Annotated in this window: 24 protein-coding genes; 5 read left to right on the plus strand and 19 right to left on the minus strand. The window is 71.2% G+C overall.

Annotated elements, in window-relative coordinates; genetic code table 11:
* Positions 1 to 77: 77 nt before the first annotated feature.
* The 9 genes from ftsR to ABD875_RS03200 all read right to left on the minus strand — a co-directional run bounded on the left by ftsR (position 78) and on the right by ABD875_RS03200 (position 6,829).
* Complete coding sequence (gene ftsR, locus ABD875_RS03160) at positions 78 to 809, minus strand: transcriptional regulator FtsR (protein ID WP_425576168.1); 732 nt, start codon at positions 807 to 809, stop codon at positions 78 to 80.
* Between the two features lie 2 nt (positions 810 to 811).
* Entirely contained in the window at positions 812 to 1,318 is a 507-nt protein-coding gene (locus tag ABD875_RS03165; RefSeq protein WP_345171107.1) for a zinc-ribbon and FHA domain-containing protein, read from the minus strand.
* Positions 1,319 to 1,412: 94 nt separating this feature from the next.
* Positions 1,413 to 1,799, minus strand: a complete 387-nt coding sequence (gene gcvH / locus ABD875_RS03170) for a glycine cleavage system protein GcvH (RefSeq protein ID WP_345171109.1) — start codon at positions 1,797 to 1,799, stop codon at positions 1,413 to 1,415.
* Positions 1,800 to 1,810: 11 nt separating this feature from the next.
* Positions 1,811 to 2,548, minus strand: a complete 738-nt coding sequence (locus ABD875_RS03175; RefSeq protein WP_345171111.1) for a DUF881 domain-containing protein — start codon at positions 2,546 to 2,548, stop codon at positions 1,811 to 1,813.
* Positions 2,541 to 2,873, minus strand: coding sequence for a small basic family protein (locus ABD875_RS03180; protein ID WP_345171113.1), 333 nt, complete (start codon positions 2,871 to 2,873; stop codon positions 2,541 to 2,543). The genes ABD875_RS03175 and ABD875_RS03180 overlap by 8 nt, the downstream gene beginning before the upstream one ends.
* The gene (locus ABD875_RS03185) at positions 2,870 to 3,745 is read right to left on the minus strand and encodes a DUF881 domain-containing protein (RefSeq protein ID WP_345171115.1); all 876 of its coding nucleotides are present in this window, start codon (positions 3,743 to 3,745) and stop codon (positions 2,870 to 2,872) included. The genes ABD875_RS03180 and ABD875_RS03185 overlap by 4 nt, the downstream gene beginning before the upstream one ends.
* A complete protein-coding gene (gene clsA, locus ABD875_RS03190) occupies positions 3,738 to 4,337 on the minus strand; it encodes a cardiolipin synthase ClsA (protein WP_345171117.1) in 600 nt (199 codons plus the stop codon). The genes ABD875_RS03185 and clsA overlap by 8 nt, the downstream gene beginning before the upstream one ends.
* Before the next feature lie 45 nt (positions 4,338 to 4,382).
* On the minus strand, positions 4,383 to 5,483 hold the full coding sequence (locus ABD875_RS03195) for a hemolysin family protein (protein ID WP_345171119.1): 1,101 nt from the start codon (positions 5,481 to 5,483) through the stop codon (positions 4,383 to 4,385).
* Entirely contained in the window at positions 5,480 to 6,829 is a 1,350-nt protein-coding gene (locus tag ABD875_RS03200) for a hemolysin family protein (RefSeq protein WP_345171121.1), read from the minus strand. Before ABD875_RS03200 ends, ABD875_RS03195 begins: the two co-directional genes overlap by 4 nt.
* Before the next feature lie 239 nt (positions 6,830 to 7,068).
* Between ABD875_RS03200 and ABD875_RS03205 the strand changes: the two genes are divergently transcribed.
* The 3 genes from ABD875_RS03205 to ABD875_RS03215 are packed head-to-tail and all read left to right on the plus strand — an operon-like array spanning position 7,069 to position 10,967.
* Positions 7,069 to 8,619: a DUF1800 domain-containing protein gene (locus ABD875_RS03205; RefSeq protein ID WP_345171123.1), complete on the plus strand. Its 1,551-nt coding sequence runs from the start codon at positions 7,069 to 7,071 to the stop codon at positions 8,617 to 8,619.
* Between the two features lie 5 nt (positions 8,620 to 8,624).
* Positions 8,625 to 9,884 carry a DUF1501 domain-containing protein gene (locus tag ABD875_RS03210; protein ID WP_345172666.1) on the plus strand — a complete coding sequence of 420 codons (1,260 nt, stop codon included), beginning with the start codon at positions 8,625 to 8,627 and terminating at the stop codon, positions 9,882 to 9,884.
* A gap of 33 nt (positions 9,885 to 9,917) precedes the next feature.
* The gene (locus ABD875_RS03215; RefSeq protein ID WP_345171125.1) at positions 9,918 to 10,967 is read left to right on the plus strand and encodes an NAD(P)H-dependent amine dehydrogenase family protein; all 1,050 of its coding nucleotides are present in this window, start codon (positions 9,918 to 9,920) and stop codon (positions 10,965 to 10,967) included.
* On the opposite strand, the gene ABD875_RS03220 is transcribed toward ABD875_RS03215, so the two are convergent.
* The 3 genes from ABD875_RS03220 to ABD875_RS03230 all read right to left on the minus strand — a co-directional run bounded on the left by ABD875_RS03220 (position 10,964) and on the right by ABD875_RS03230 (position 14,259).
* Positions 10,964 to 11,107: a hypothetical protein gene (locus tag ABD875_RS03220; RefSeq protein ID WP_345171127.1), complete on the minus strand. Its 144-nt coding sequence runs from the start codon at positions 11,105 to 11,107 to the stop codon at positions 10,964 to 10,966. The genes ABD875_RS03215 and ABD875_RS03220 overlap by 4 nt on opposite strands.
* A 368-nt stretch (positions 11,108 to 11,475) precedes the next feature.
* Entirely contained in the window at positions 11,476 to 12,579 is a 1,104-nt protein-coding gene (locus ABD875_RS03225) for an NAD(P)H-dependent flavin oxidoreductase (RefSeq protein WP_345171130.1), read from the minus strand.
* Positions 12,580 to 12,597: 18 nt separating this feature from the next.
* Positions 12,598 to 14,259, minus strand: coding sequence for an acyl-CoA synthetase (locus tag ABD875_RS03230; RefSeq protein WP_345171132.1), 1,662 nt, complete (start codon positions 14,257 to 14,259; stop codon positions 12,598 to 12,600).
* A 46-nt stretch (positions 14,260 to 14,305) separates the two neighbouring features.
* Here ABD875_RS03230 and ABD875_RS03235 point away from each other — a divergent pair, with 46 nt between their 5' ends.
* On the plus strand, positions 14,306 to 15,109 hold the full coding sequence (locus ABD875_RS03235; RefSeq protein ID WP_345171135.1) for a crotonase/enoyl-CoA hydratase family protein: 804 nt from the start codon (positions 14,306 to 14,308) through the stop codon (positions 15,107 to 15,109).
* Here ABD875_RS03235 and ABD875_RS03240 read toward each other — a convergent pair.
* From ABD875_RS03240 to ABD875_RS03265, 6 genes are read right to left on the minus strand one after another with little or no spacing between them, the layout of a single operon-like run.
* Positions 15,106 to 16,065 carry an acetylxylan esterase gene (locus tag ABD875_RS03240; RefSeq protein ID WP_345171137.1) on the minus strand — a complete coding sequence of 320 codons (960 nt, stop codon included), beginning with the start codon at positions 16,063 to 16,065 and terminating at the stop codon, positions 15,106 to 15,108. The genes ABD875_RS03235 and ABD875_RS03240 overlap by 4 nt on opposite strands.
* Positions 16,065 to 18,350, minus strand: coding sequence for a glycoside hydrolase family 3 N-terminal domain-containing protein (locus ABD875_RS03245; RefSeq protein ID WP_345171139.1), 2,286 nt, complete (start codon positions 18,348 to 18,350; stop codon positions 16,065 to 16,067). The genes ABD875_RS03240 and ABD875_RS03245 overlap by 1 nt, the downstream gene beginning before the upstream one ends.
* Positions 18,347 to 19,363, minus strand: coding sequence for a LacI family DNA-binding transcriptional regulator (locus tag ABD875_RS03250; RefSeq protein ID WP_345171141.1), 1,017 nt, complete (start codon positions 19,361 to 19,363; stop codon positions 18,347 to 18,349). The genes ABD875_RS03245 and ABD875_RS03250 overlap by 4 nt, the downstream gene beginning before the upstream one ends.
* Positions 19,364 to 19,377: 14 nt before the next feature.
* Positions 19,378 to 20,214: a carbohydrate ABC transporter permease gene (locus ABD875_RS03255; RefSeq protein WP_345171143.1), complete on the minus strand. Its 837-nt coding sequence runs from the start codon at positions 20,212 to 20,214 to the stop codon at positions 19,378 to 19,380.
* An 11-nt stretch (positions 20,215 to 20,225) separates the two neighbouring features.
* Positions 20,226 to 21,179: a carbohydrate ABC transporter permease gene (locus tag ABD875_RS03260; RefSeq protein ID WP_345171145.1), complete on the minus strand. Its 954-nt coding sequence runs from the start codon at positions 21,177 to 21,179 to the stop codon at positions 20,226 to 20,228.
* Between the two features lie 34 nt (positions 21,180 to 21,213).
* Positions 21,214 to 22,509, minus strand: coding sequence for an extracellular solute-binding protein (locus ABD875_RS03265; protein WP_345171148.1), 1,296 nt, complete (start codon positions 22,507 to 22,509; stop codon positions 21,214 to 21,216).
* Between the two features lie 177 nt (positions 22,510 to 22,686).
* Between ABD875_RS03265 and ABD875_RS03270 the strand changes: the two genes are divergently transcribed.
* Positions 22,687 to 23,535: a phosphatase PAP2 family protein gene (locus ABD875_RS03270; protein WP_345171150.1), complete on the plus strand. Its 849-nt coding sequence runs from the start codon at positions 22,687 to 22,689 to the stop codon at positions 23,533 to 23,535.
* Here ABD875_RS03270 and ABD875_RS03275 read toward each other — a convergent pair.
* Positions 23,492 to 23,992, minus strand: a complete 501-nt coding sequence (locus ABD875_RS03275; RefSeq protein WP_345171152.1) for a cytochrome b — start codon at positions 23,990 to 23,992, stop codon at positions 23,492 to 23,494. The genes ABD875_RS03270 and ABD875_RS03275 overlap by 44 nt on opposite strands.
* Positions 23,993 to 24,010: the final 18 nt, after the last annotated feature.

A 24,010-nucleotide genomic window follows, 5' to 3' on the forward strand; every position in this document is an offset into this window, starting at 1 on the left:
TCTCAGGCAGACCTGGCACTTCTCGGGCATTGCATCGGCCGAGAAGTACTGGATTCCCCGGTGCACCGGGGAATCCGTCACCGCGACCGCAGACCAGCCTTCACCAGCGTCGCGTGCAGCCGTACCGACAGCGCGGCGATCTCGGAGACCGTCTCCTCGGCGCGCGCGGCCGCCGCGGTGTCGCGGCCGGCCTTCTGCGGTGCGACGACCTGCTCGACGAGGCCGACCTCGCGGTCGGCGGCGGTCTTGAAGGCGCGGAGGTGGCGGGGCTCGAAGCCGTAGTCGGCGAGCTCGCGCGCGGTCTGGGCGACGACCAGGGCGTCGGTGTCGTAGTGGCCCGTGCGCGAGGCGGTCACCAGCCCGAAGGACTCCAGCTGCTCGAGCAGCTCCTCCGAGATCTCGGCGATCTTCACCAGCTCCCGGCGCGAGAGCCGGACCTGGTCGCGGCGCCGGAAGGACTCGGGGCTCGGCAGCCCGTCGGCGGCCAGCGCCACCTTCGGGACGGTGGGGACGACGGGGTCGATCGGCGGCGGCTCCAGGCCGCGGTCGATGGCGTCGAGGTGCTCGCCGATGACCTTGAGCGGCAGGTAGTGGTCACGCTGCATGCGCAGCACGTAGCGCAGCCGGTCGACGTCGTCGTGCGAGAACTTCCGGTAGCCGGCCGGGGTGCGCTCGGGCTTGATCAGACCCTTGTCCTCGAGGAACCGGATCTTGGGGATGGTGATCCCGGGGAAGTCAGGACGCAGCTCGTCGAGGACCTCCCCGATGTTCATCCGCGCCCGACCGGAGGCGGCCGCCCCGGAAGCCACGCTCAACTCGAGTGCCCCGCGAAGAACACCAGGCGGTACTTGCCGATCTGCACCTCGTCGCCGTCGTTGAGGCGGACGCGGTCGATCCGGTCGCGGTTGACGTAGGTGCCGTTGAGGCTGCCGACGTCACTGACGGTGAACGACTCACCCTCGCGGTGGAACTCCGCGTGCCGGCGCGAGACCGTGACGTCGTCGAGGAAGATCTCGCTGTCCGGGTGCCGTCCGGCGTGCACGACGTCGACGTCGAGGAGGAAGCGGCTGCCGGAGCCCGGTCCGCGCTGGACCACGAGCAGGGCGTGCCCCGCCGGCAGCGCGTCGACGGCGGCCTCGTCGACCGGGTTCAGCTGCCGGTCGGAGGTCTCGGCCTTGTCCATGCCGATCGAGATCGTCGCGGTCGACTCGTCACCGGCGTCGCCCGCCGGCGCGGCGGCCACCAGCGGGGATCCGCACTGCGCGCAGAAGCGTGCGTCGTCGGGGTTCCGCGTGCCACACGAGGTGCAGAACGGCATCGGTCAGTCCTTCGGGATCGGGTCGCAAACCCTCAAGGCCGGGTTGAGGTTGACGGTTGTCCCGAACCTATCAGCCCGCGCGACCCGATCAAGGTCACCCGGCCAGCGTGGCCTGGTACGCCGCGGCGTCCAGCAGGCCGTCGGCCTCGCCGGCGTCCGACGGGACGACCTCGAAGAGCCAGCCACCGCCGTACGGGTCGCTGTTCACGAGCTCCGGCGTCGCGTCGAGCGCGTCGTTGCGGGCGACGACCTCACCCGAGACCGGGGCGTAGATGTCGCTGACGGACTTGGTCGACTCGAGCTCGCCGCACGTCGAGCCGGCGGCGACGGTGTCGCCCACCTCCGGCAACGACACGTAGACGATGTCGCCGAGCGCGTCCTGGGCGTACTCGGTGATGCCGATACGGACCGAGCCCTCGTGCTCGCCGGGCTGGCGAACCCACTCGTGCTCGACCGTGTACTTGAGGTCCTCGGGGTACATGTCGTCAGACCCTACTGCTCCGGGTCGGCGTACTCGGCCTTGGGCAGCTTCACGGTGCTCTCGATGTCGAGCGAGGAGAGCTCGTCGACCTCGACCGTCGCGCCGTCCTCCTCGAACAGGTCGCGCGGGCCCGACGGGAACTCGACGGCGGCAGCGAGCGTGTCCGGGGCACCGATGACGTCGATGACGTACGGCGAGGTCACCAGCTCGCCGCCGATCAGCAGGCCGCCGGTCGCGTCCTCGACGGCCGTGCTCGCGACCACCCGCACCTGCCCGTTGACCTGCATCGCCTCGGCGCCGGCGGTGCGCAGCTCCTGGAACGTGTCGACCATGTCCTGCACCTCGACGGCGGTCTCCTGCTCGGTGACCGTGAGCCGGATGCCGGGGCCGGTGACCGGGACCAGGCCGGCCAGGATCGACAGCGTGTCCGCGTCCTTCTGGGCCTGGGCGAGCGCGGCCTCGCGGGCGCCGGTGTCGGAGAGCAGGTCGTCACGCGTGCTCTCGAGCCGCGCGATCTCGGCCTCGGCGCGCTGGCTGGTGACGGCCAGGCCGTTGAGGACGTCGATGAGGTCCTGCTCGCGCAGGCTGCCGTAGGAGTCGTCGACCTCGTTGAAGCGCACCTGGGTGACCGCGGCGAAGCCGACCGCGGCGAGGAGCACGGCGACCACGAGCTGTCCGCGGCTCGGCCGGGTCAGCGCGCGCCGCAGCCGCTCGCGGCCGGTGGGGGTCTCGGGACCGGTGTCAGGCATGGAACAGGTGCCTCCTGATCGCCGCGACATTCGAGAAGATCCGGATGCCGAGCACGACGATGACGCCGGTCGACAGCTGGCCGCCGACACCGAGCTTGTCGCCGAGGTAGACGATGCCGGCCGCGATCACCACGTTGCTGACGAACGAGACCACGAAGACCTTGTCGTCGAAGATCCCGTCGAGGTAGGCGCGCAGGCCGCCGAACACGGCGTCGAGCGCGGCGACGACCGCGATCGGGAGGTAGGGCTCCAACCCGAGCGGGACGTCGGGCTGGAAGACGATCCCGAGGACGATCCCGGCCAGCAACCCGAGTGCTGCGATCACTGCTGGGCCTCCATCTTCTGCTCGGACTTCTCGGAGTTCAAGGAGTGCAGGTTCTGCTCGGCGGTGCCCTCGACGGCGTGGCTGAGCCGGAGCAGCCGCGCGGGCGCCGCGGGCAGCGACAGGTCGTCGACGGTGTCCATGTCCCAGGGATACCCGAGGGTGGTCGCGATGTCGCGGAACAGCAGCCCGCCGGTCGTCTGCATCAGGTTCGCCTCGAGGGTGAGCGGGTCGCCGATCGCCTGGACGACGTACGGCGGGGACAGCGGGCGGGAGTTGACCTGGATGGCCGCCGAGGAGTTGCGGATCGCCGAGCGCGACGTCAGTCGCTGGCCGTTGATCGCGATCGCCTCCGCGCCGGCGTTCCAGAGGCCGTTGACCAGCGGCCGGAGGTCCCGGTCGACGACCCGCTCGCCCGTGGGCGAGTCGTCGACGGTGATCCGGACACCCGGTCCGCTCACGGGCCCGAAGCCGGAGCCGCCGGCGAGCCGCTCGTTGCGCGTGGCGGCGTCCTGCTGCGCGCTGGTCACGGCGTCGAGCTGGCTCTGCAGCGCGAGGTTGTGCTCGCGCAGTCGCACGATCCGGCGCTGCAGGTGCGCGACGTCGTTCTTGCTCGCGTCGATCTGCCCGATGAGGGACTGGCGGCTGGCGCTCTGCACGCCCTCGTTCGCCGAGGTCTGGACGGCGGCCACCGTGACCAGGAGACCGAACGCGGCGACCACGACGGCGGCGATGCGAGCCGGGCGCGGGTGCGGCGGCGTACCACCGTTCTCGGCCGCGCGGCGCTCCGCCACGAGCTGGTAGTCCTCGTCGAGGGACTGCTGCGTGATCAGCGTCAGCAGCGGGGTGTTCACCCGGTCGGTCGGGTCAGGCATCGGTATCGGCCCGTCGGCGTTCGGTGGTTTTCAGGAGCGTACGGACCTGCCAGGCGTAGAGGATCCCCGCCCACCAGTAGAGGCCGATGCCCCACAGCGCAAACGCCCAGCCGAACACGTTGGCGAGCGTCGCGACGGTGCCGTCGCCGTCGCCGAGCAGGAGCAGGGGGAACGCGTACAGCAGGTTGAACGTCGCGGCCTTGCCGAGGAAGTGCACCGGCAGCGCGCTGTACCCGCGGGTGCGCAGCAGGGGGACCAGGCCCCACAGCAGGAGGTCGCGCAACGGCAGCGAGAGCGCGACCCACCACGGGATGATGTCGCGCAGCGCGAGCCCGATGACCACCGCGAGGATGTAGAGGCGGTCGGCGACCGGGTCCAGGATCTGGCCGAGCGGCGACGTCTGGTTCAGCCGGCGCGCGAGGTAGCCGTCGAGGAAGTCCGTGACGCCCGCGAGCATCAGCACCGCCAGCGCCCACCAGTCGGCCTCGGGCACCAGCACCAGCCAGAGGAACAGGGGCACGCCCAGCAGCCGCAGCATGCTGAGCACGTTGGGCACGGTCCACACGCGACTGCGCGTCGAGTCGTCCGCCACTGCTCGCCTGTCTGCCTGTCCGCCGGGTCCTCTGCCGGGGCAACCTTAGCGGCCGGAGGAGGCTCCATCCGATTCGGCGGAACCCGACACGGGGGCGTCTTCGAGGTGCGCTGCGTCGCGGATCTCGCCCACCAGCTCCTCGATCACGTCCTCCAGGGTCGCGAGGCCCAGGGTGACGCCCGCGGAGTCGACCACGCGGGCCATGTGGGCACCCTCGCGCTGGAGCTTCTCGAGCGCGTCGTGCAGGGCCTCGTCGGCCGAGACCAGCGCGAACCTGCGGATCCACTTGTCGTCGATCGGGCGGCTCCGGCGCTCCTCGTCCGGCTCCAGCACGTCCTTGATGTGCACGTAGCCGATCAGCTCCGCGCCCTCGGAGTCGTCGGACACGACGGGGAACCGGCTGTAGCCGGTCGCGCCGCACAGCGCCTCGACGTCCGCGGCGCTCGCACCGCGGCGCACGGTCGTCAGCGAGTCCGGCGCCATCAGCACCGCGCCGACGGTCTTCTCGGTGAAGCCCAGGGCGCCGGCGAGCCGGTCGTACTCGTCGTCCTCGAGCAGGCCCTCGCCGCGGGACTCCTCGACGAGCGCGGCGACCTCCTCTCGGGTGTACGTCGAGCTCACCTCGTCTTTCGGCTCGATGCGGATCAGCCGCAGGGTGCCGTTCGCGATCGCGTTGAGCGCCACGATCAGCGGACGCAGGAGGGTGACGATCCCGAGCAGCGGCGGGCCGAGCACCAGCGCCGCGCGGTCGGGGCCGGCCAGCGCGATGTTCTTCGGGACCATCTCGCCGAGTACGACGTGGAGGAAGACCACGATCGCGAGCGCCACCACGAACGACACCGGGTGCAGCATCTCGTGCGACACGTGCAGCGCCTCGAACAGTGGCTCGAGGGTGTGCGCGACCGCCGGCTCGCCCACGGCACCGAGTCCGAGCGAGCAGATCGTGATGCCGAGCTGGGCGCCGGCCATCATCAGCGACACGTGCTCCATCGCGCGCAGCGTCGTCCGCGCCATGCGTGACCCGGCCTGGGCGCGCGGCTCGATCTGGCTGCGGCGGGCCGAGATCAGCGCGAACTCCGCGCCGACGAAGAACGCGTTGAACCCGAGCAGGAGGACGGCCAGGACGATCGCGGCGGAGTCGCTCATGACTGCTCCTCCTCACCGTCGAGGATCCGCAGCCGGAGCCGGTCGATGCGCAGGCCGTCCATCCGCTCGACGGTCAGCACCGCGAGCCGCTCACGCGGCTCGTCCGGGTCCGTGCGGTCGGGTACGACGACCTCGGCGAGGTCGCCGACCGACGGCACCCGGCCGAGCACGCGCAGCACGAGGCCGGCGATCGTGTCGTAGTCCTCGTGGTCGGGGAGCTCGACGCCGGTGACGTCCTCGACCTCGTCGGGTCGCAGCAGCCCGGACAGCGACCAGCTGCCGTCGCGGTGCTGGCGTGCGCTGTTGTTGAGCCGATCGTGCTCGTCGGAGATGTCGCCGACGATCTCCTCGACGACGTCCTCGAGGGTGACGATGCCCGCGAAGCCGCCGTACTCGTCGAGCACGACCGCCTGCTGGTAGCCGTCCTTGCGCAGCAGCGCCAGCAGCGGGTCCAGGCGCAGCGAGTCCGGCACCAGGATCGGCTTGGCCATCAGGTGCTTGACCTTGGTCGTCGCGCGCTCGCCCTGCGAGAGCGCGACCGCGTGCTTCACGTGCACGGTGCCGACGACGACCTCGTCCTGGTCGAGGACCGGGAAGCGCGAGTGGCCCGTGGCGCGGGTCGTCTCGATGACGGCCGCGGCCCGGTCGTTGCCGTCCAGCGTGGTGGTGCGCACGCGCGGCGTCATGATCTCGCCGGCGGTCCGCGAGCCGAACTCCACCGACCGCTCCATCAGCTCGGCGGTCTCCCGCTCGAGCGTTCCCTGGTCGGCCGAGCGCTGGACGAGGGACGCGAGCTCGGTCGAGCTGCGCGCGGAGCGGAGCTCCTCCTGCGGCTCGATGCCGAGCCGGCGCACGATCGCGTTCGCCGAGCCGTTGAGGACCCGGATCGGCCCACGGATCGACGCGGTGAACCCGCGCTGGAAGCCCTGCGTGGCCCGCGCGACGGCCATCGGCTTCGCGATCGCGAGGTTCTTCGGCACGAGCTCGCCGAAGATCATCGTCAGGACGGTCGCGAGCACGAGGCCGAGCGTGATCGCGATCGGGCGCACGGCGTCGTCCGGGACACCGAGCGCCGTGAGCGGGTCGGCGATGAGGTCGGCGATCGCGGGCTCGGCGAGGTAGCCGATCGCGAGGTTGGTGATCGTGATGCCCACCTGCGCGCCGGACAGCTGCGTCGACAAGGACCGCAGCGCCTTCTGCACGCCGCGGGCGCCGTTGTCACCGGCCTCGGCGGCCCGGTCGACCTGGCCGCGGTCGACGGTCACGAAGGAGAACTCGGCCGCGACGAACACGCCGCAGGCCGCGATCAGGAGCAGGGCTGCGGTCAACAACAACCACGACGTCATCGGCGCTCTCCCTCAGGCGGGGAGAGCGACGGACTTTGAGAGCCGTCCATGGGCGGAGCTTGAGGTCCTCACTCGGCGGGGGCGTTTGGAGCACTCTACCGAGTCACCCGAAGGGAGGGACATTCGGCGAAGTCGCCCACGGGGGCCCGACTCTGGCCCTAGGCTTGCTTCCGGCCACGGGCCGCCCTTCCACTCGGGAAGCGAACGGGCACCGTGACTACCCCCCTGGAGCACCCCACATGGCAGTTCGACGTCGCCTCGTCCTCGGTGGCGCGGCAACCGGTGCCGCCGTCGGACTCGCCGGCCGGGCCGACGCAGCGCCGTCGTACTCCCCCGCGCACCACAAGGGCGCCCCGCTGCTGAGCCCGCGGGCCCGGCACCTGGTCGGCCGGTTCTCGTACGGCGTCACCCCGGCACTCGCCAAGCAGGTCCGCGCCGCCGGCGGTGCGCGCGCGTGGTTCGCGGCGCAGCTCGACCCCGCCTCGATCGCGGACCCGGCGGCCGACGGCCTGCGCGACTGGTGGCCGAGCCTCTACCGGGACGCCACCGACCTCTGGAACCGCCAGCGCGAGGAGATCGAGGGCGTCTGGGAGGTGATGGCCGACTACCAGCGCTGGGTGCTGATCCGCCGGATCAGGTCGCGCCGTCAGGTGCTCGAGATGGTGACCGAGCTCTGGGAGAACCACTTCAACGTGCCCGTCAACGGCGACGCCCAGGGGTTCTGGCGCGCGCAGTACGGCGACGTGATCCGCGAGGGAGCGCTGGGCCGGTTCGAGGACCTGCTGATCGGCGTGATCACCCACCCGGCGATGCTCATCAACCTCGACAACGTCAGCTCGAGCGCCTCGCACCCGAACGAGAACCTCGGCCGTGAGCTGCTGGAGCTGCACACGGTCGGCCGCGGCCACTACGGCGAGGCCGACGTCAAGGACTCTGCGCGGATCCTCACCGGGTGGAGCGTGGACATGTGGGACACGTTCCAGGCGGAGTACCGCCAGAAGTGGCACTCGCGCGGCCCGGTGAAGGTCATGGACTTCACCCACGAGAACGCCGACGCCGACGGGCGGGCGGTCACCCGGCAGTACCTGCGCTACCTCGCCCACCATCCCGCGACCGCGCAGCGCGTGGCACGCAAGCTCGCGGTGAAGTTCGTCAGCGACACGCCCTCGCAGGCGCTCGTCGACCACCTGGCGAAGGTCTACCTCGACCACGACACCGCGATCGTGCCGGTGCTCCAGGCGCTCTTCGACACCCAGGAGCTCGCGGAGTCCGTCGGCATGAAGGTGCGCGACCCGGGTGAGGACCTGGTCGCGACGTACCGCGCCCTCGACGTCCGGCTGCAGCGCCCGCCCGAGGGCGACGGCGGCGACCGGTACGCCGCGAACGCGCTGCTGTGGCAGGTCGACGGGATCGGCGCCAAGCCCTTCGACTGGCCGCGCCCCGACGGCCAGCCGATCGACAACCGGGCGTGGTCGTCGCCGTCGCGGCTGCTCGCCTCGATGGACGTGCACGTGAGCCTGAGCGGCGGGTGGTGGCCCGACGAGGGCGTCACCTACCACCCGCCGGCGTGGTGGGCGCCGAAGCTCCCCGTCCGCTTCGACGTGCTGGTCGACCACATGTCCCAGGTGATCCTGCACCGGCGCTCGACCGCCGAGCTGCTCGAGGCGTGCTGCCTGGCCGTCGACGTGGAGCCGCGCGAGCGGATCACCCGTGACCACGGTCTGATCAAGTGGAACATGTTCCGGCTGCTGACCACCTTCCTCGACTCCCCCGCCTTCCTGACCCGGTGAGCACCATGAACCCCACGACGACCACCCAGCCCTGCTGCCCGGAGTTCGCGCGGATATCGCGCCGCGGGCTCTTCTCCGGCGCCCTCGCGCTCGCCGGCGCCACCACGGTCGTCGGCTCGGCCGCGATCACGGCCTCGGCCGCCGCCAGCACCCCCGCCGACTCCGTCCTGGTGGTCCTGTCCCTCCGGGGCGCCGCCGACGGGTTGTCCCTGGTGGTCCCGCACGCCGACCCCGTCTACTACAGCGCCCGGCCCCGCATCGCCGTCCCGGCCGACCGGCTGCTCGCCAAGGACGGGATGTTCGGCCTGCACCCGAAGCTCGCCCCGCTCCTGCCGCTGTGGGAGTCGGGCCAGCTGGCCGCCGTGCAGGCGACCGGTCTCGCCGCGCCCAACCGCTCGCACTTCTCCGCGATGGAGGAGGTCGAGGACGCCGACCCCGGGTCGGACGTCCGCACCGGCTGGCTGAACCGGCTGATCGGCACCGACGCCGGGCGGTCGCCCCTCCAGGGGTTCAACGTGAGCGGCGGCGTCGTACCGACCTCGTTGTACGGTCCCGAGCCGGTGATGTCCGCGGGCAACGTCGCGTCCGTGCACATCCCCGGCGACGACAAGTGGGACCTCACCAAGGGTCGGCGTTCCTCGCTCCGCAGGATGTGGGACGGCAACTCGACGTCGCTGGGCACCGCGATGAAGTCGGTGTTCGACGCGCTCGACGACTTCGCGCCGGTCATCGACACCCCCGACCACGCCGACGCCTACCCGCGCAGCGACCTCGGCCGCGCGCTCTCGGAGGTGGCGCGCGTGATCCGCGGCAACGTGGGCGTCGAGGTGATCACGGTCGACCAGGGCGACTGGGACATGCACTCCGACCTCGGCACCGCCGAGCGCGGCTGGCTGTACAACAACGCCGCCGACCTGGCGGCGTCGATCGCCGCGTTCTTCAAGGACCTCGGCGACCAGCGGAGCAAGGTCACGCTGGTGACGATCAGCGAGTTCGGGCGCCGCGTCGTCGAGAACGCGAGCATGGGCCTCGACCACGGGTACGGCAACGTGATGTTCCTGGCCGGCGCCGGGGTCAAGGGTGGCAAGTACTACGGGACCTGGCCCGGGCTCACCGACGACGGCGACTCCGACCTGCTCGTGACCACCGACTACCGCAGCGTGCTCGCCGAGGTCGTGTCCACGCGCTTCGGCGCATCGACCGCCGCGGTGTTCCCGAGGTTCCAGCCGGAGACCGTCGGCGCGATGACGTCGCTCCAGACCTAGACAAGAACACGTTCTACTTGCGAGGGTGACGCCGTGCGCGTCATCCAGTGGGCCACCGGCGGCGTCGGCCGGGCGGCGATCGAAGGCATCCTGCTCCACCCCGACCTCGAGCTCGTCGGGTGCTGGGTGCACTCCGACAGCAAGCACGGGATGGACGTCGGGGAGATCCTCGGCATCGACCCGATCGGGGTCGCGGCGACCAGCAGCGTCGACGAGATCCTCGCCATGGACGCCGACGCGGTCGTGTACGCGCCCCTGATGCCCAACCGCGACGAGGTCGCCGCGCTGCTGCGCAGCGGGAAGAACGTCGTCACCCCGGTCGGCTGGTTCTACCCCGGCGAGTCCGACGGCGAGGTCCTTGGGGCCGCGTGCGCCGAGGGCGGGACGACGCTCCACGGCACCGGGATCAACCCCGGCGGCATCACCGAGCTGCACCCGCTGATGTTCTCGGCCCTCTCCTCAGCGGTGACGTTCGTCCGCGGCGAGGAGTTCTCCGACATCCGCACCTACAACGCACCGGACGTCGTACGCCACATCATGATGTTCGGCGGCAAGCCCGAGGAGGCGATGGGCGGTCCGATGCTCGGCCTGCTGTCGGGCGGCTTCATCCAGTCGGTGCGGATGTGCGTCGACGCGCTCGGCTTCGCCGCCGAGCCGCGGGTGCGCACGTCCCAGGAGGTCGCGGTCGCCACCGCCCCGATCGACTCGCCCATCGGTGTCATCGAGCCCGGTCACGTCGCCGGGCAGCGCTTCGTGTGGGAGGCGTTCGTCGGCGAGACCTGCGTGGTCCAGGTCGCGGTGAACTGGCTGATGGGCGAGGAGAACCTCGACCCGCCGTGGGAGTTCGGCCCGCAGGGCGAGCGGTTCGAGGTCGAGGTGCAGGGCGACCCGAGCTGCACGGTGACCATCAAGGGCTGGCAGCCGGACACCGTCGAGGAGGGCCTCGAGCGCAACCCGGGCGTCACCGCGACCGCGTTCCACTGCGTGAACTCGATCCCGTACGTCGTCGCCGCCGAGCCGGGCATCAAGACCTACCTGGACCTGCCGCTCGTCGCCGGCCGGGCGCACCCCGACCTGCGCTAGCGGCTCACCTGCTGCACGACCGCCCGGTCGCCGTCGAACCGGTCCAGCGCCTGGTCGGCGTCGCTGAGCTGCGCGAGCACGCAGACCGCGGCGACCGCGACCACGACCAACGAGATGATGATGTGCAGGACGTCTCGCATCGAAGTTCCCCCCAGACCTTCGTGAGAGGGAGAGGCTCCTCCCTCTCAGCCATCGTGACACGGGGGTGGGGACGATCCGGCCCGCGCCGCGGCGGGTCGGTCGGACCTTGCGCATAGCTGGAGACTGCGCGGCTCCTGCCGGCCGGCTGGCGGTCACGGAATGGTCACCAACCGCGGATTTCTGACCCCTCGAGGTGCGGTTTGTGACCAATCGGCGAGGGTTGGGTCGCGGAATGGTCACCAACCCGTGCATTTCGGCACTGCGGCGTGCGGTTCGTGACCAATCGCCGTCGCCGCCATGCGGAATGGTCACCAACCGCACGGATCCGGGCCCCGGACCTGCGGTTGGTGACCATTCCGTGCAACGGCTACTTGCGGATCGACTCCAGCTTGGCGACGGTCTCCTCGAACTCCGCGACCAGGTCGGCCATCACGTCGGCGACCGGGCGGACGTCGTTCATCCGGCCGACGATCTGGCCGATCGGCATCGAGATGACGTCCGGGTCGCCGGAGGCGTTGATCCGGTTGTGGGCGTCGGCGACGAGCAGGTTCTGCAGCGGCATCGGCAGCGGCGACGGCGCGTCCTCCTCCGCCCAGGCCTCGGTCCACTTGGTCTTCAGCAGCCGGGCGGGCTTGCCGGTGTAGATCCGGGTGCGCACGGTGTCGGACGAGGTGGCGCGGGTGAACGCGGTCGTCCAGCCGGCGTTCGACTGCAGGTTCTGGTACTCCTCCGTGCCGAGCCAGATCGAGCCGGTCCACACCCCCTGCGAGCCGAGCGCCAGCGACGCAGCGACCTGCCGGCCCGAGCCGATGCCGCCGGCGCCGAGGACGGGGACGTCGGGGCCGACCGCGTCGACGATGTCGGGCTGCAGCACCATGCTGGCCACCTCGCCGGTGTGGCCACCGGCCTCGTAGCCCTGGGCGACGATGATGTCGACGCCGTTCGCGACGTGCGAGAGCGCGTGCTTGGCGGCGCCGGCCAGCGCGGCGACCTTGATGCCGTGCTCGTGGCACTTCTCGATCACGTCGACCGGCGGCGAGCCGAGCGCGTTCGCGATCAGCACGGGGCGGTGCTTGAGCGCCACGTCCAGGTGCGAGCGGGCCACCGAGTGCAGCCAGCCGAGGACACCCTCGCGGCCCTCTCCCTCCGGGAGCGGGGGGACGCCGAGCTTCTGCAGCGTCTGCTCGACGAACGTGATGTGCTCGTCCGGGATCAGCGCCTGCAGGTCGACCGACTTGCCCTCGGTCGGGATCTTCATCGGCATCACGATGTCGACGCCGTACGGCTTGCCGTCGGTGTTCTCGTCGAGCCAGCTCAGCGTCTGCTCGAGCTCGTCGGGGTCGTTGAACCGCACGCACCCGAGCACACCCAGCCCACCGGCGCGCGACACGGCGGCCGCGACGTGCTCGGACGGGGTGAAGGCGAAGATCGGGTAGTCGATGCCGAAGGTGTCACACAGAGGGGTACGCATCAGGGTCTCCGAGAGTGGTCAGACAGAGGTGGGGTCGACGGTGGCGGCCTTGGCGGCGAACGACGCCAGCGCCATCTCCTTGGCGGCCGGGTACTGCGCCTTCCCGGTCGCGTTGCGCGGCACCCGGTCGACGACCGTGAGCGTCCGGGGCAGCTTGTAGCCCGAGAGGTGCTCGCGCAGGTAGGTGCGCAGCTCCTCGAGCTCGAGCGAGCCACCCTCGCGCAGCTCGACGACCGCGGCGACCGCCTGGCCGTACTTCTCGTCGGGCACGCCCACCACGAGCACGTCGTACACGGCCGGGTGCCCCTTGATGGCCATCTCGACCTCTTCGGGGTAGACCTTCTCGCCGCCGGTGTTCACGCAGTTCGAGCCGCGGCCGAGCAGCGTGACGCGCCCGCCCTCCTCGATCCGCGCGAAGTCCCCGGGCACGGAGTAGCGGGCACCGTCGATCTCGAGGAACGTCGCCGCCGACTTGGCGGGGTCCTTGTAGTAGCCGACCGGCACGGACCCGCCGCGACCCAGGCGACCGGTCTTCCCGACGTTGGTCTCGAGGTCGAGGATCTTGTTGTCCTCGTCGAGCACCACGCTGCCGGGGCCGAGCCCGATCACCGGGCCGTCGGGGCTGATGTTGTTCGGGTCCTGCATGCCCATGCCGGAGAACCCGGTCTCGGTGGCGCCGACGGAGTCGGTGAACACGGCGTTCGGGAACGCCGACATCCAACGCGCCTTGACCGGCGGGCTGAAGATCGCCGCGCTGCTCGAGATGGCGAACAGGCTCGAGCCGTCGTACGGCGTGCCGGTCGCGGCCTTCGCCTCGAAGGCCTCGATCAGCGGCCGGGCCATCGCGTCGCCGGTCATGAAGATCAGCTGGACCTTCTCGCGCTCGATGATCTCCCAGGTGCGCACCGGGTCGAACTTCGGCTCGAGGATCGTCAGGTGCCCCGCGAACAGGTGCATGAGCAGGCCCGCCTGCGCGCCACCGTGCATCAACGGGCTGAGCGGGAACGTCACCATCCGCGGGTCGGTGGCCTGCTTGGACTGGTCGTACTCCTCCAGCGGCTGGCCGGTGTAGAAGTCGATCCCGCCACCGAGCACCCGCCAGAAGTCCTCGTGGCGCCACATGACGCCCTTGGGGAAGCCGGTCGTGCCCCCGGTGTAGATGATGTGGATGTCGTCGGGGCTGCGCTCGCCGAAGTCGCGCTCGGCACTCTGGCCGGCGATCGCGTCGTCGTAGTGCACGCCGCCGTACGACGAGTAGTCGGAGTCGTCGGAGGGGTCGAGCGCGTCGTCGACGACGACCGCGACCTTCAGCTTGTCGTGCTTGGGCCAGCACTTGGCCACCAGCGGCGCGTAGGAGCGCTCGTGGATGAGCGCGACCACGTCGGCGTTGTCGAAGATGTAGTCCAGCTCGGCCTCGACGTAGCGGTAGTTCACGTTGATCGTGGTCGCGCGGATCTTGACGATCGCCAGCGTCGCCACGACGTGCTCGATGCTGTTCTTCGCATAGATCGCGACGTGGTCGCCCGCCTTCACCCCCTGGGCCTGCAGGTGGTGCGCGAGCCGGTTGGAGTCGGCCTCCAGGTCGGCATACGTGACCGCCCGGTCACCCACCTTCACGGCGAGGTTGTCGGGTGCGGCGTCGACGGCGTGTTCGAAGAGGTCAGCGATGTTGTGAGCCACGCCGCGAGACTAGAACACGTTCTCGTTCTTGGCTAGGCTCCGCCTCATGACCTCCTCAGGACCAGCGGACGCTCCCCACTGCCTCGTCGAGCAGGACGGCCACAAGCTCGTGGTCACCATGAACCGGCCCGAGGCACGCAACGCGCTGTCCGGCGAGATGATGGCGATCATGGAGGAGGCCTGGGACCGGGCCAACAGCGACGACTCGATCCGGGTCGTCATCCTCACCGGTGCCGGCGGCTACTTCTGCGCGGGCATGGACCTCAAGGCCGCCACCAAGAACTCACCGGACGACAGCTTCAAGGCGGGCTTCGACCCCTCGGTGATCAAGGGGCTGCTCAAGGGATTCCGGCTGACCGTGCCGCTGATCGCCGCGGTCGAGGGCCCGGCGGTCGCGGGCGGCACCGAGATCCTCCAGGGCACCGACATCCGGATCGCGGGCGAGTCCGCCCGCTTCGGCGTGGCCGAGGCGAAGTGGAGCCTCTACCCGATGGGCGGCTCCGCGGTGCGGCTCCCCCGCCAGATCCCGTACACGATCGCGATGGACCTGCTGCTGACCGGTCGCCTCATCAAGGCGCCTGAGGCCAAGGAGATCGGGCTGATCGGGCACGTCGTCCCGGACGGCGAGGCGCTGCACAAGGCGCACGAGATCGCGGACCTGATCTGCGCGAACGGCCCGCTCGCGGTCCAGGCGATCCTCAAGACCGTCCGCGACTCCGAGGGCAAGCACGAGGAGGAGTGCTGGGCCGACGACGCCAAGGTCGGCATGGCGGTGTTCGCGTCCGAGGACGCCAAGGAGGGCCCGCGCGCCTTCGCGGAGAAGCGCACCCCGAACTTCCAGGGTCGCTAGGTCAGGTCGGCCAGCCACGCCAGTTGGCGCGCCTGGTGGTGCGCCTGACCGCCCTCGTGGTCGTTGAACTCGTAGACCTCGATCTCCTTCGGGCCCGCATAGGCGTGGTACGCCGCGAACACCGTGGACGGCGGGCAGGTCGCATCCATCAGGGCGACCGAGAACAGCGCCGGGGCGCTCGCCTGCCGCGACAGCACGGCGGCGTCGAAGTACGCCAGCGTCGCGAACGTCGGCTCGACGCGGTCGCGGTGCGCGGCGAGGTAGCGCACGAGCTCGAGGTACGGCTCGGTCTGCGCGACCGAGGCCGCGCGGCGGAAGTCGGCGAGGAACGGCACGTCGCAGAGCAGCGCGGCGACCGCGGACGGCGCGAGCGCGGCGACGGCGGCCGCGATCCCGCCGCCCTGGCTGGCGCCGGCGACCGCGACCCGCGCCCCGTCCACGCGATCGTGGCGGCGCAGCACCTCGAGCGCGGCGACCGCGTCGGCGAACACACGCCGGTAGTAGTAGGTGCGAGGGTCCTCGATCCCCCGGGTCAGGAACCCGGGCTGGGACGGCCCGCTCCCTCCCGGGTCGCCCGTGCTGCCGGTCGTCCAGCCGCTCCCCTGCCCGCGGGTGTCGACCACGAGGTGGGCGTAGCCGGCCGTCGCCCAGAAGACGTGCTCGTGCGCGAGCCCGCGCCCGCCGTTGTAGCCCTGGTACTGCACGACGCCGGGCAGCGGCCCGTCGCGCAGCGCCGCCGGCGGCAGGTGCAGCCAGGCACGGACGGGGTCGCCGCCGAAGCCGGCGAACGTGACGTCGTACGTCTCGACGGCGAGCAGGCCGCTGTCGACCCGGACGAACGACGCCCCGGCGCCGCGCTCGGGGAGCGACGCGGACCAGAACTCGGCGAGGTCCGGCGGCGCGGGCAGCTGCGGGTCGTAGGCCCGCAGCTGCTCCAGCGGCCAGTCGACGTGCATCAGGTGGGCACGACGGTGACGCTCGGCTCGAGCACCCGGTCGGCGCCGACCTCACGCCCCGGGCCGACGAGGTCCAGCGCCAGCACCGCACGGATGTCCGCGCTCGACGCGCCGACCCACAGCTCGACCTCACCTGGCTCCACGACGCGCACCAGCTCGCGGCCGGTGAACGACGTCAGGTCGGCGTGCAGCTCGAAGCACACCTCCTTCCGTTCCCCCGGCGCCAGGTCGACGCGGGCCGCGCCGATCAGGCGTTGCACCGGACGCACCACCGAGGCCGACCGGTCGTGGAGGTAGACCTGCACGACCTCCGACACGTCCCGGTCGGCCTCGTTCGCGAGCTGCACCACGAGCTCGCAGGCGCCGTCGGTGTCCCAGCGAGGGGCCGACGTCGACACCTCGCCCCACGTGGCAGCGGCGTACGAGAGGCCGTGCCCGAAGGGGTAGAGCGCGGTCGGGTCGACGACGCTGACCTCGGTCCGCCGCCCCAGCGTCGAGGCGAGGTACGTCGAGGGCTGCGTCGACCCCGCGCCCGGGAAGCTGACCGGCAGCCGGCCCGACGGGTTCACCCGGCCGCTGAGCACGTCGGCGATCGCCTGCGCGCCCTCCTCACCCGGGAAGAACCCGCACACCAGCCCGGCCAGCCGGTCGGCCTGGCGGCTGAGGTCGTACGGCCGCCCGACGAGCAGGACCGCGACCACCGGTGTGCCGGTGCCGAGCACGGCCTCGAGCAGCTCCTCCTGCCGGCCGGGCAGGTCGAGCATCGCGACGTCGTTGCCCTCGCCCGACGTGCCGTTGCCGAACAGGCCGGCCTCGTCGCCGAGCACGACGACGCAGACCTCCGCCGCGGCAGCAGCGGCGACCGCGGCCTCGATCTCGGCGTCATCCCCGCCGACGACCGGGCAGCCGAGCTCGTAGGTCACGTCGAACGAGTCCGCGAGCGCCTCCCGCACGGTCCGGATCTCGACGCCGGGCTCGACGCCCGGGTGGTGCACGAGCACGTGCATGGGGAACGAGTAGCAGCCGAGCATCGCCTGGAACGTGTCCGCGCGCGGTCCGACGACCGCGATCGGCGCACCGGCGGCCAGCGGCAGCGTGCCGTCGTTGGCCAGCAGCACCACCGAGCGCTGGGCCAGCTCGAGCGCCAGCGCGCGCGACTCCGGGTCGTCGAGGTCGACGTCCTCCGGCTCGGCGGGAGCCCAGCCCGGGTCCAGCAGGCCCAGCTCACACTTCTGCAGCAGCACCCGCGACAGCGCCCGGTCGATGACCTTCTCGTCGACCTCACCGGTCTCGATGGCCGCGAGCAGGGGCTCGCCGAAGGCGTTGAGCGACGGCAGCTCGACGTCGATGCCGGCCTCGAGCGCCAGCCGGGCCGCCTCCCCCAGCGAGCCGGCCACCCCGTGCAGGGTGTGCAGGAACGCCACGGAGAAGTAGTCGGCCGCGACCGTGCCCGTGAAGCCCAGCCGGTCGCGCAGCAGGTCGGTGAACAGCGCCGGGTCGGCGGCCGCGGGCACCCCGTCGATGTCGGTGTAGGAGTTCATCACCGAGCGGGCGCCGGCGCGCAGCGCCATCTCGAACGGCGGCAGCATCACGTCGGCCATCTCGCGCGGCCCCATCGACACCGGCGCCAGGTTGCGCGCGGCCCGCGAGGCCGAGTAGCCCACGAAGTGCTTGAGGGTCGACACGATCCCGGCGCCCTCGAGCCCGCGGATGTAGGCGCTGCCGACCAGGCCGACGAGGAAGGGGTCCTCCCCGAGCGTCTCCTCGACGCGGCCCCAGCGGTGGTCGCGGACCACGTCCAGCACGGGCGCGAGGCCCTGGTGGATGTCGAGCCGGCGCATCGTCGTACCGATCCGGTTGGCCATCCGCTCGACGAGGCCGGGGTCGAACGAGGCCGCCCAGCTGAGCGGAGCGGGGTAGATCGTCGCCCGCCAGACCGCCAGCCCGGTGAGGCACTCCTCGTGCGCCTGGGCCGGGATGCCGAACCGGTTTCCGGCCATGACGTCACGCTGCCGCTGCGCGAGGATCTCCATGCCCTCCCGGGGCTCGAGCGGGCCGGTCCCGTACGTGCGCGTCAGCTGCCCGAGGCCGTCGGCGACGACCTCCTGCCACGGAGGCTGCGGTCCGAGGCTCTCGCTGAGCATCGGCGCCATCCCGCCGGCAGCCGGGTCGATCCACCAGATGCCGGTCAGCTGGGCGACCTTCTCGGCCATGGTCATCTGCGCCATCAGGTCCGCCACCCGCGCCTCCGGCGACAGATGGGGGTCGCGCCAGAGGTCGCTCATCGGCCGACCGCCGCGCTCGAGCCCCGGGCGACCATCGTCGTCTCGAGGGTGAGGTGGGTGTCCTCGATCTCCGCGCCGGAGATCAGGGCGATCAGCATCGCGACCGCGTCGTGGCCGAGCTGGCGCATCGGCTGCTGCACGGTGGTCAACGGCGGATCCGCGAGCGCGGACTCGGGGATGTTGTCGAAGCCGACGACCGAGAGCCGCCCGGGCACGTCGATCCCCAGCTCGGCGGCCACCTCGAGGGTCGCGAGCGCCGAGATGTCGTTCGCCGCGAAGATGGCGGAGGGCGGCTCGGCCATCGTCAGCAGCGTCCGGGACGCCTCCCGCGCCTGCTCGGGGTCGTAGCCACCGAGCACCAGCAGCGACTCGTCGACCGGTACGCCGGCCGCCGCGTGCGCATCCCGGTAGCCCTGCTCGCGCAGCTCCGCGGAGCTCAGGTCCGGACGGCCGGTGATCATGCCGATGCGCCGGTGCCCGAGCCCGAGCAGGTGGTCGACCGCCAGCCGGCCCCCCTGCAGGTTGTCCGACGTGACCGTCGGCAGGCTGGACCGCCCGGTGTGCGGGTCGACCGCCACGACCGGGCCGGTGTGCCGGACGTCGGTGACCGTGGGGGTCACGAGCACCGCGCCGTCCACGAGCGTGCCCATCACCCGCGACAGCGCGCGCGACTCCCACCCGATGTGGTCGTCGACGCCACCGCCGGCGGAGTAGGCGACCAGCTCGAAGCCGCTCCCCCGGATCGCGTCCGCGGCGCCCTTGAGCACCTCGGTGCTGAACGGCTCGAAGTCCATCACCAGCAGGCCGATAACGTTCGTCCGCGTGTTGCGCAGGCTGCGCGCGACCAGGCTCGCCTCGTAGCCCAGGCGGCTGATCACCGCGTTGACGTGCTCGGACGTCTCGGACGCCACGCCGTACCGTCCGTTGATGACCTTCGAGACGGTCGACACGGACACGCCGGCCTCCGCCGCGACCTGCTGCATCGTCACCCGCCCGTTGTGGGTGGTTGTCACCTGGTGCTCCTCGCTCATCCCTTGACCGCCCCCGTCAGTCCACCGACGATCCGTCGCTGCATCGCCAGGAACAGGATCAGTGCCGGGATCATCGCAATGGTCGTGAAGGCCAGGACACCGGCGGTGTCGGCCGAGTGCTCGGTCGAGTAGTCCGCTACCCCGAGCGGCAGCGTGCGCATGTCCTCCTGCAGCAGGAGCAACGGCAGCAGGTAGGCGTTCCACGACGTCACGAACGCCAGCACGCCCACGGTGACCAGGGCCGGCATCGACAGTGGCAGCGCGAGCCGCCAGAAGATCCCGACGCGCGAGGCGCCGTCGATCAGCGCGGCCTCCTCCAGCTCACGCGGCAGCGCCATGAGGAACGGCCGCAGGATCACCACGGTGATCGGCAGCGCGAACGCCGCCTGCGGCAGCGCCACTCCCCACCAGGTGTTGCCGAGCTGCAGGTCGCGGGTCACCAGGATGAACAGCGGGATGATCGCCACCGCCGCCGGGAACAGCAGCCCCAGCACGAAGACCATGTACAGGCCCTCGCGGCCGCGGAACTGGTACCGCGCGAGCGGGTACGCCGCCATCACGCCGGCCAGCACCGCCACGACGGTCGTGATCAGCGCGACCACCGTGGAGTTCAGCGCGTAGCGCCAGAACTCCGAGTTCGTGACGACCTCCGAGTAGTTGGTGAACACCCACGGGTCGGGCAGGCCGGCCGGGTCGGCGGCGAGCTGCTCGTTGCTGCGGAAGCCGCCGAGGGCGCCGTACAGGACCGGGCCGAGCGTCAGCGCGACCACCACGAGGGCGAGCACGTAGACCACCGGTCCGCCCGCGCCGAAGGCCTTCTTCTGCTGCGTCATCTCACCCCTCCTCATCGCTGCACAGCCGTGTCTCGGCGCATCACGACCACCTGGTAGGCCACCGCGGTCACGAACGCGATCACGAACAGCAGCACCGAGGCGGCGCCGGCGATGCCGTAGTTGCCCCGTTCCGTGCCCTGCTCGACCAGGTACGTCGCCATCGTGGTGGTGCGGTTCGCCGGCCCGCCGTGGGTCAGCACCCAGATCATGTCGAACTGCTGCAGCGAGCCGATGATCGACAAGAACGCCCAGGTGCGGATCGTCGGGCCGATCAGCGGGATCGCGACGCTGCGCTGGGTCTGCCACCAGCTGGCGCCGTCGAGCTGCGCGGCCTCGTACAGCTCGTCCGGGACGCCTTGGAGCCCGGCGAGGAACAGCAGCACCGCGAGCCCGAGGTACTTCCAGGTCAGCACCACGAACACCGTGGGCAGCGCGAGCTCGGGCGTCCCGAGGAAGCCCTGCTCCGGCGGCGTGATGCCGATGTTGGTCAGCACGGTGTCGATCACGCCGTACTGCGGCTGCAGCAGCTGGAACCAGACCACCCCGGCGATCACCTCGGCCACGACGTACGGGACGAAGACGATCGTGCGCAGCAGGCCGCGGCCGCGGATGCGTCGGTTGAGCAGCAGCGCGAGCCCGAGCCCGAGCGGCAGCTGGATCAGGATCGAGAGCACCACGATGGTGAAGTTGTGCATCACCGCGTCGGTGAAGACCTCGTCCTGCAGCACCAGTCTGTAGTTGTCGAGCCCCACCCACTGGTCCATCGGGCCGAAGCCCTTCCAGCGGTAGAACGACATCCGGACCGCCGAGATGACCGGCCAGAGGACGAACACGGCCATCAGGGCGAGAGCCGGCGACACGAACATGACGATCTCGAGGCGCTGGCGCCAGCCGGTCCCTACCGGCCGGGGGGCCACCCGGCGCTCGTCGCGCCGGGTGACCACCGCCGTCAGCGTGGGTGCCACCGGTCCCGTGGCCCCCTCATGCGTCACGGTCAGCTCAGCTCTCCTGGTCGGCGGCCGCCTGCGTCGCCTCGACGACGTCCTCCGGCGAGGCCTCGCCCGCGAACAGCAGGGCGATCTCGTCGTTCATCGCGCCGCCGACGGACGTCCCGAAGGCGGTGTCGAAGTAGAGCTGGACGTACGGCGCCGCGTCGCGGACCTCGAGCAGCCCCGCCAGCGCCGGGTCGGCGACCGAGTCGCTGGCGGCCGAGTTCGTCGGCAGGCCCATGCTGTTCTCCGCGAAGCCGATCTGGACCTCGTCCGACAGCAGGTACTTCACGAACTCGACAGCCTCGTCGGGAGCCTCCTCGGAGACGGCCCAGGCGTCGCCGCCACCGAGAGCGGCGGCCGGGTCGCCGGCCCCGCCGTCGACCGCCGGGAAGGGGAACCAGCCGGTCTTGTCGCCCAGCCCCTTGCCGTCGTCGGTGAGGCCCTGCATCACGCCCGGCTCCCAGTGACCCTGCATCTCCATGGCGACCTTGCCCGTGGCCAGCAGGCCGGACGCCGACGTGGCGCCCTCCTGGGCCGGGGTCGTCAGGAAGCCCGGGTTGAAGGGCTCCCAGCCGAGGATCGTCTCGACGTCCTCGCCGGCCTTCACGAAGCAGGGGTCGGAGAAGTCGAGGCTGGTGACCGCGTCGGTCAGGACCTCCTCGGAGCACTCACGCAGCGCCGTGTAGTACCAGTAGTGCGCCGCCGGCCACTTGTCGCCCGCGCCGACCGAGATCGGGTCGATGCCCGCGTCCTCGAGCTGGGCGACGACGTCGCCCAGCTCGGTCAGCGTGGTCGGCGGGGCGGTGATCCCGGCCTGCTCGAACAGCTCGGTGTTGTACCAGAACCCCACGACGCCGAGGGAGAACGGCAGCGCGTACGTCTTGCCGTCGACCTGCCAGCCCGCGACCGACCCGCCGATCTTCTCGATCTCCTCCGACGCGGCGTCGGAGATGTCGCGCACCATGCCGGCCTCGACGTGGTCCGCGAGCTCCCCGCCGCCGCGCTCCATGTAGACGTCCGGGATGTCACCGCTCTGGAAGCCGGCCGCGAGCTTGCTGACCATGTCCTCGTGGGCCATGGCCTGGATCTCGATGTTGACTCCCGGGTTGTCGGCCTCGAAGTCCTTGGCCACCTTCTCGTAGTAGCCCATGCCGGGCTCGTTGTTCGAGTTGTGCCACCACGTGATCGTGGTGCCGGAACCGTCCTCCGACGAGTCGTCGTCGCTGCCGCATGCCGCGGCAGTCAACGTCAACGCGCCGGCGCAGAGCGCGGCAAGGGCCGCGCGTCGGGTCTTCGACCTCATTGAGTACTCCTCCATTCCGCCCCACCGCAGATGGGACGTTCGTCACACACCACGGGTGAACCTGTCAGGCCGGAGCAGGCGCTGTCAATCGTTGTCGATAACGTTTTCCACATCGATATCTGACGGTGGCGCGTCAGTTCTCGTGCGCGACCCCGTCGGCAGTGGGAGGATCCAGCGGTGCCGTGGCCGACCTGGGACCAGGCCGCGCTCGCGGCACTCGTCAGCGCCGTGATCTGGCTCGCGCTGCGCCGGCTGTGCCCCGGACGCACCAGGAACGCGGAGCCGTTGGCCCGGGAGTTCGCCCTGATCGCCGCGCTCTACGCGCTGTGGCGGCTGGCCCGGATGCTCCCCCTGGCGACGACCAGCGGGGCGCTGGCCCGCGGGCGGGAGATCGACCACATCGAGCGCGCCCTGCACCTCCCCAGCGAGGTCGCGCTGCAGAACTTCGTGCTGGACCACCCGTGGCTGGCCAGCGCTTCCAGTTGGTACTACGCAGCCGTGCACGTCCCGGCGCTGGTCGCCTTCCTGGTCTGGCTCTTCATGCGGCACCGCGAGCAGTTCCCGCACTGGCGCAACGGCCTGGCGCTGCTCACCTTGGGCTGCCTGATCATCCGCTTCGTGCGGGTCGCGCCGCCCCGGTTCTTCCCCGACCTCGGCTACGAGAACGTCTCCGACTTCTACGGGCTGTCGGTGTACACCAGCGACGTCCAGGAGGGCGTGTCCGACCAGTTCGCGGCGATGCCGTCGATCCACGTGGGCTGGGCGGCGGTCGTCTCGCTGGGCATCGTCGCGGTCAGCACCAGCGCCTGGCGGTGGGTCTTCTTGCTGCACGTCGTCCTCACGACCTTGGTGGTCTCGGCCACCGCCAACCACTGGTGGCTCGACGGCATCGTCGCGGTCGGGCTGCTGCTCGTGGGCCTGGCCGTCGACAACGGCGTACGACGCCGGTTCGCCGGCCGCCGCGATCCGGACCCCGGGCCGATCAGAGCATCCGAGGCAGCAGCCGTCGACGCAGCACGATCGTGAGGTGCGCGGCGAGCGCCGCGAAGAACGCGACGTGCGCCGCGACGTGCAGGGCGAGCAGGTCGTCGTCACCCAGGACCAGTGCGAGGCCGGTGAGCGGCACGACGAACAACGTGGTCAGCAGTGCGACCTCCGTGGCGTGGAGGAACCGCCGGTCGCCCGCGGTGAGCTGCGACGCCCAGGGCGGCAGGGCGGTACGCCGCCACAGCACGCGCAGCAGCGCCAGCGCGAGGATCGTCAGGCCGAGCGCGACGTGCACCCAGAGCAGGTCCGGGTCGTCGTCTCCCCCGCGCCCGCGACCGTGCCCGCTGGCCTCCCCGCGGCCGCGGCCCCGGCCGCGCCCGCTGTCGTCGTCCATCAGGTAACCGACGGTGAACTGGGCGGCCACGGCCAGGACCGTGACCCAGTGCAAGGTCTTCGTGACCAGGCCGTAACCGTGCTCACCGTTGCGAAGCCGCATGGGTACGGCGTACCCCGT

The sequence above is a fragment of the Nocardioides caricicola genome, from assembly GCF_039541135.1.
Taxonomy (GTDB): Bacteria; Actinomycetota; Actinomycetes; order Propionibacteriales; family Nocardioidaceae; genus Nocardioides; species Nocardioides caricicola.

What these genes read in the sequence shown, in the direction of transcription:
- ABD875_RS03240 (WP_345171137.1), bottom strand. Translation starts at nt 16,065, where the DNA reads ATGCACGTCGACTGGCCGCTGGAGCAGCTGCGGGCCTACGACCCGCAG.
- ABD875_RS03265 (WP_345171148.1), bottom strand. Translation starts at nt 22,509, where the DNA reads ATGAGGTCGAAGACCCGACGCGCGGCCCTTGCCGCGCTCTGCGCCGGC.
- ABD875_RS03255 (WP_345171143.1), bottom strand. Translation starts at nt 20,214, where the DNA reads ATGACGCAGCAGAAGAAGGCCTTCGGCGCGGGCGGACCGGTGGTCTAC.
- ABD875_RS03235 (WP_345171135.1), top strand. Translation starts at nt 14,306, where the DNA reads ATGACCTCCTCAGGACCAGCGGACGCTCCCCACTGCCTCGTCGAGCAG.
- ABD875_RS03175 (WP_345171111.1), bottom strand. Translation starts at nt 2,548, where the DNA reads ATGCCTGACACCGGTCCCGAGACCCCCACCGGCCGCGAGCGGCTGCGG.
- ABD875_RS03210 (WP_345172666.1), top strand. Translation starts at nt 8,625, where the DNA reads ATGAACCCCACGACGACCACCCAGCCCTGCTGCCCGGAGTTCGCGCGG.
- ABD875_RS03185 (WP_345171115.1), bottom strand. Translation starts at nt 3,745, where the DNA reads ATGCCTGACCCGACCGACCGGGTGAACACCCCGCTGCTGACGCTGATC.
- ABD875_RS03220 (WP_345171127.1), bottom strand. Translation starts at nt 11,107, where the DNA reads ATGCGAGACGTCCTGCACATCATCATCTCGTTGGTCGTGGTCGCGGTC.
- ABD875_RS03200 (WP_345171121.1), bottom strand. Translation starts at nt 6,829, where the DNA reads ATGACGTCGTGGTTGTTGTTGACCGCAGCCCTGCTCCTGATCGCGGCC.
- ABD875_RS03195 (WP_345171119.1), bottom strand. Translation starts at nt 5,483, where the DNA reads ATGAGCGACTCCGCCGCGATCGTCCTGGCCGTCCTCCTGCTCGGGTTC.
- ABD875_RS03165 (WP_345171107.1), bottom strand. Translation starts at nt 1,318, where the DNA reads ATGCCGTTCTGCACCTCGTGTGGCACGCGGAACCCCGACGACGCACGC.
- ABD875_RS03245 (WP_345171139.1), bottom strand. Translation starts at nt 18,350, where the DNA reads ATGAGCGACCTCTGGCGCGACCCCCATCTGTCGCCGGAGGCGCGGGTG.
- ABD875_RS03205 (WP_345171123.1), top strand. Translation starts at nt 7,069, where the DNA reads ATGGCAGTTCGACGTCGCCTCGTCCTCGGTGGCGCGGCAACCGGTGCC.
- gcvH (WP_345171109.1), bottom strand. Translation starts at nt 1,799, where the DNA reads ATGTACCCCGAGGACCTCAAGTACACGGTCGAGCACGAGTGGGTTCGC.
- ABD875_RS03225 (WP_345171130.1), bottom strand. Translation starts at nt 12,579, where the DNA reads ATGCGTACCCCTCTGTGTGACACCTTCGGCATCGACTACCCGATCTTC.
- ABD875_RS03275 (WP_345171152.1), bottom strand. Translation starts at nt 23,992, where the DNA reads ATGCGGCTTCGCAACGGTGAGCACGGTTACGGCCTGGTCACGAAGACC.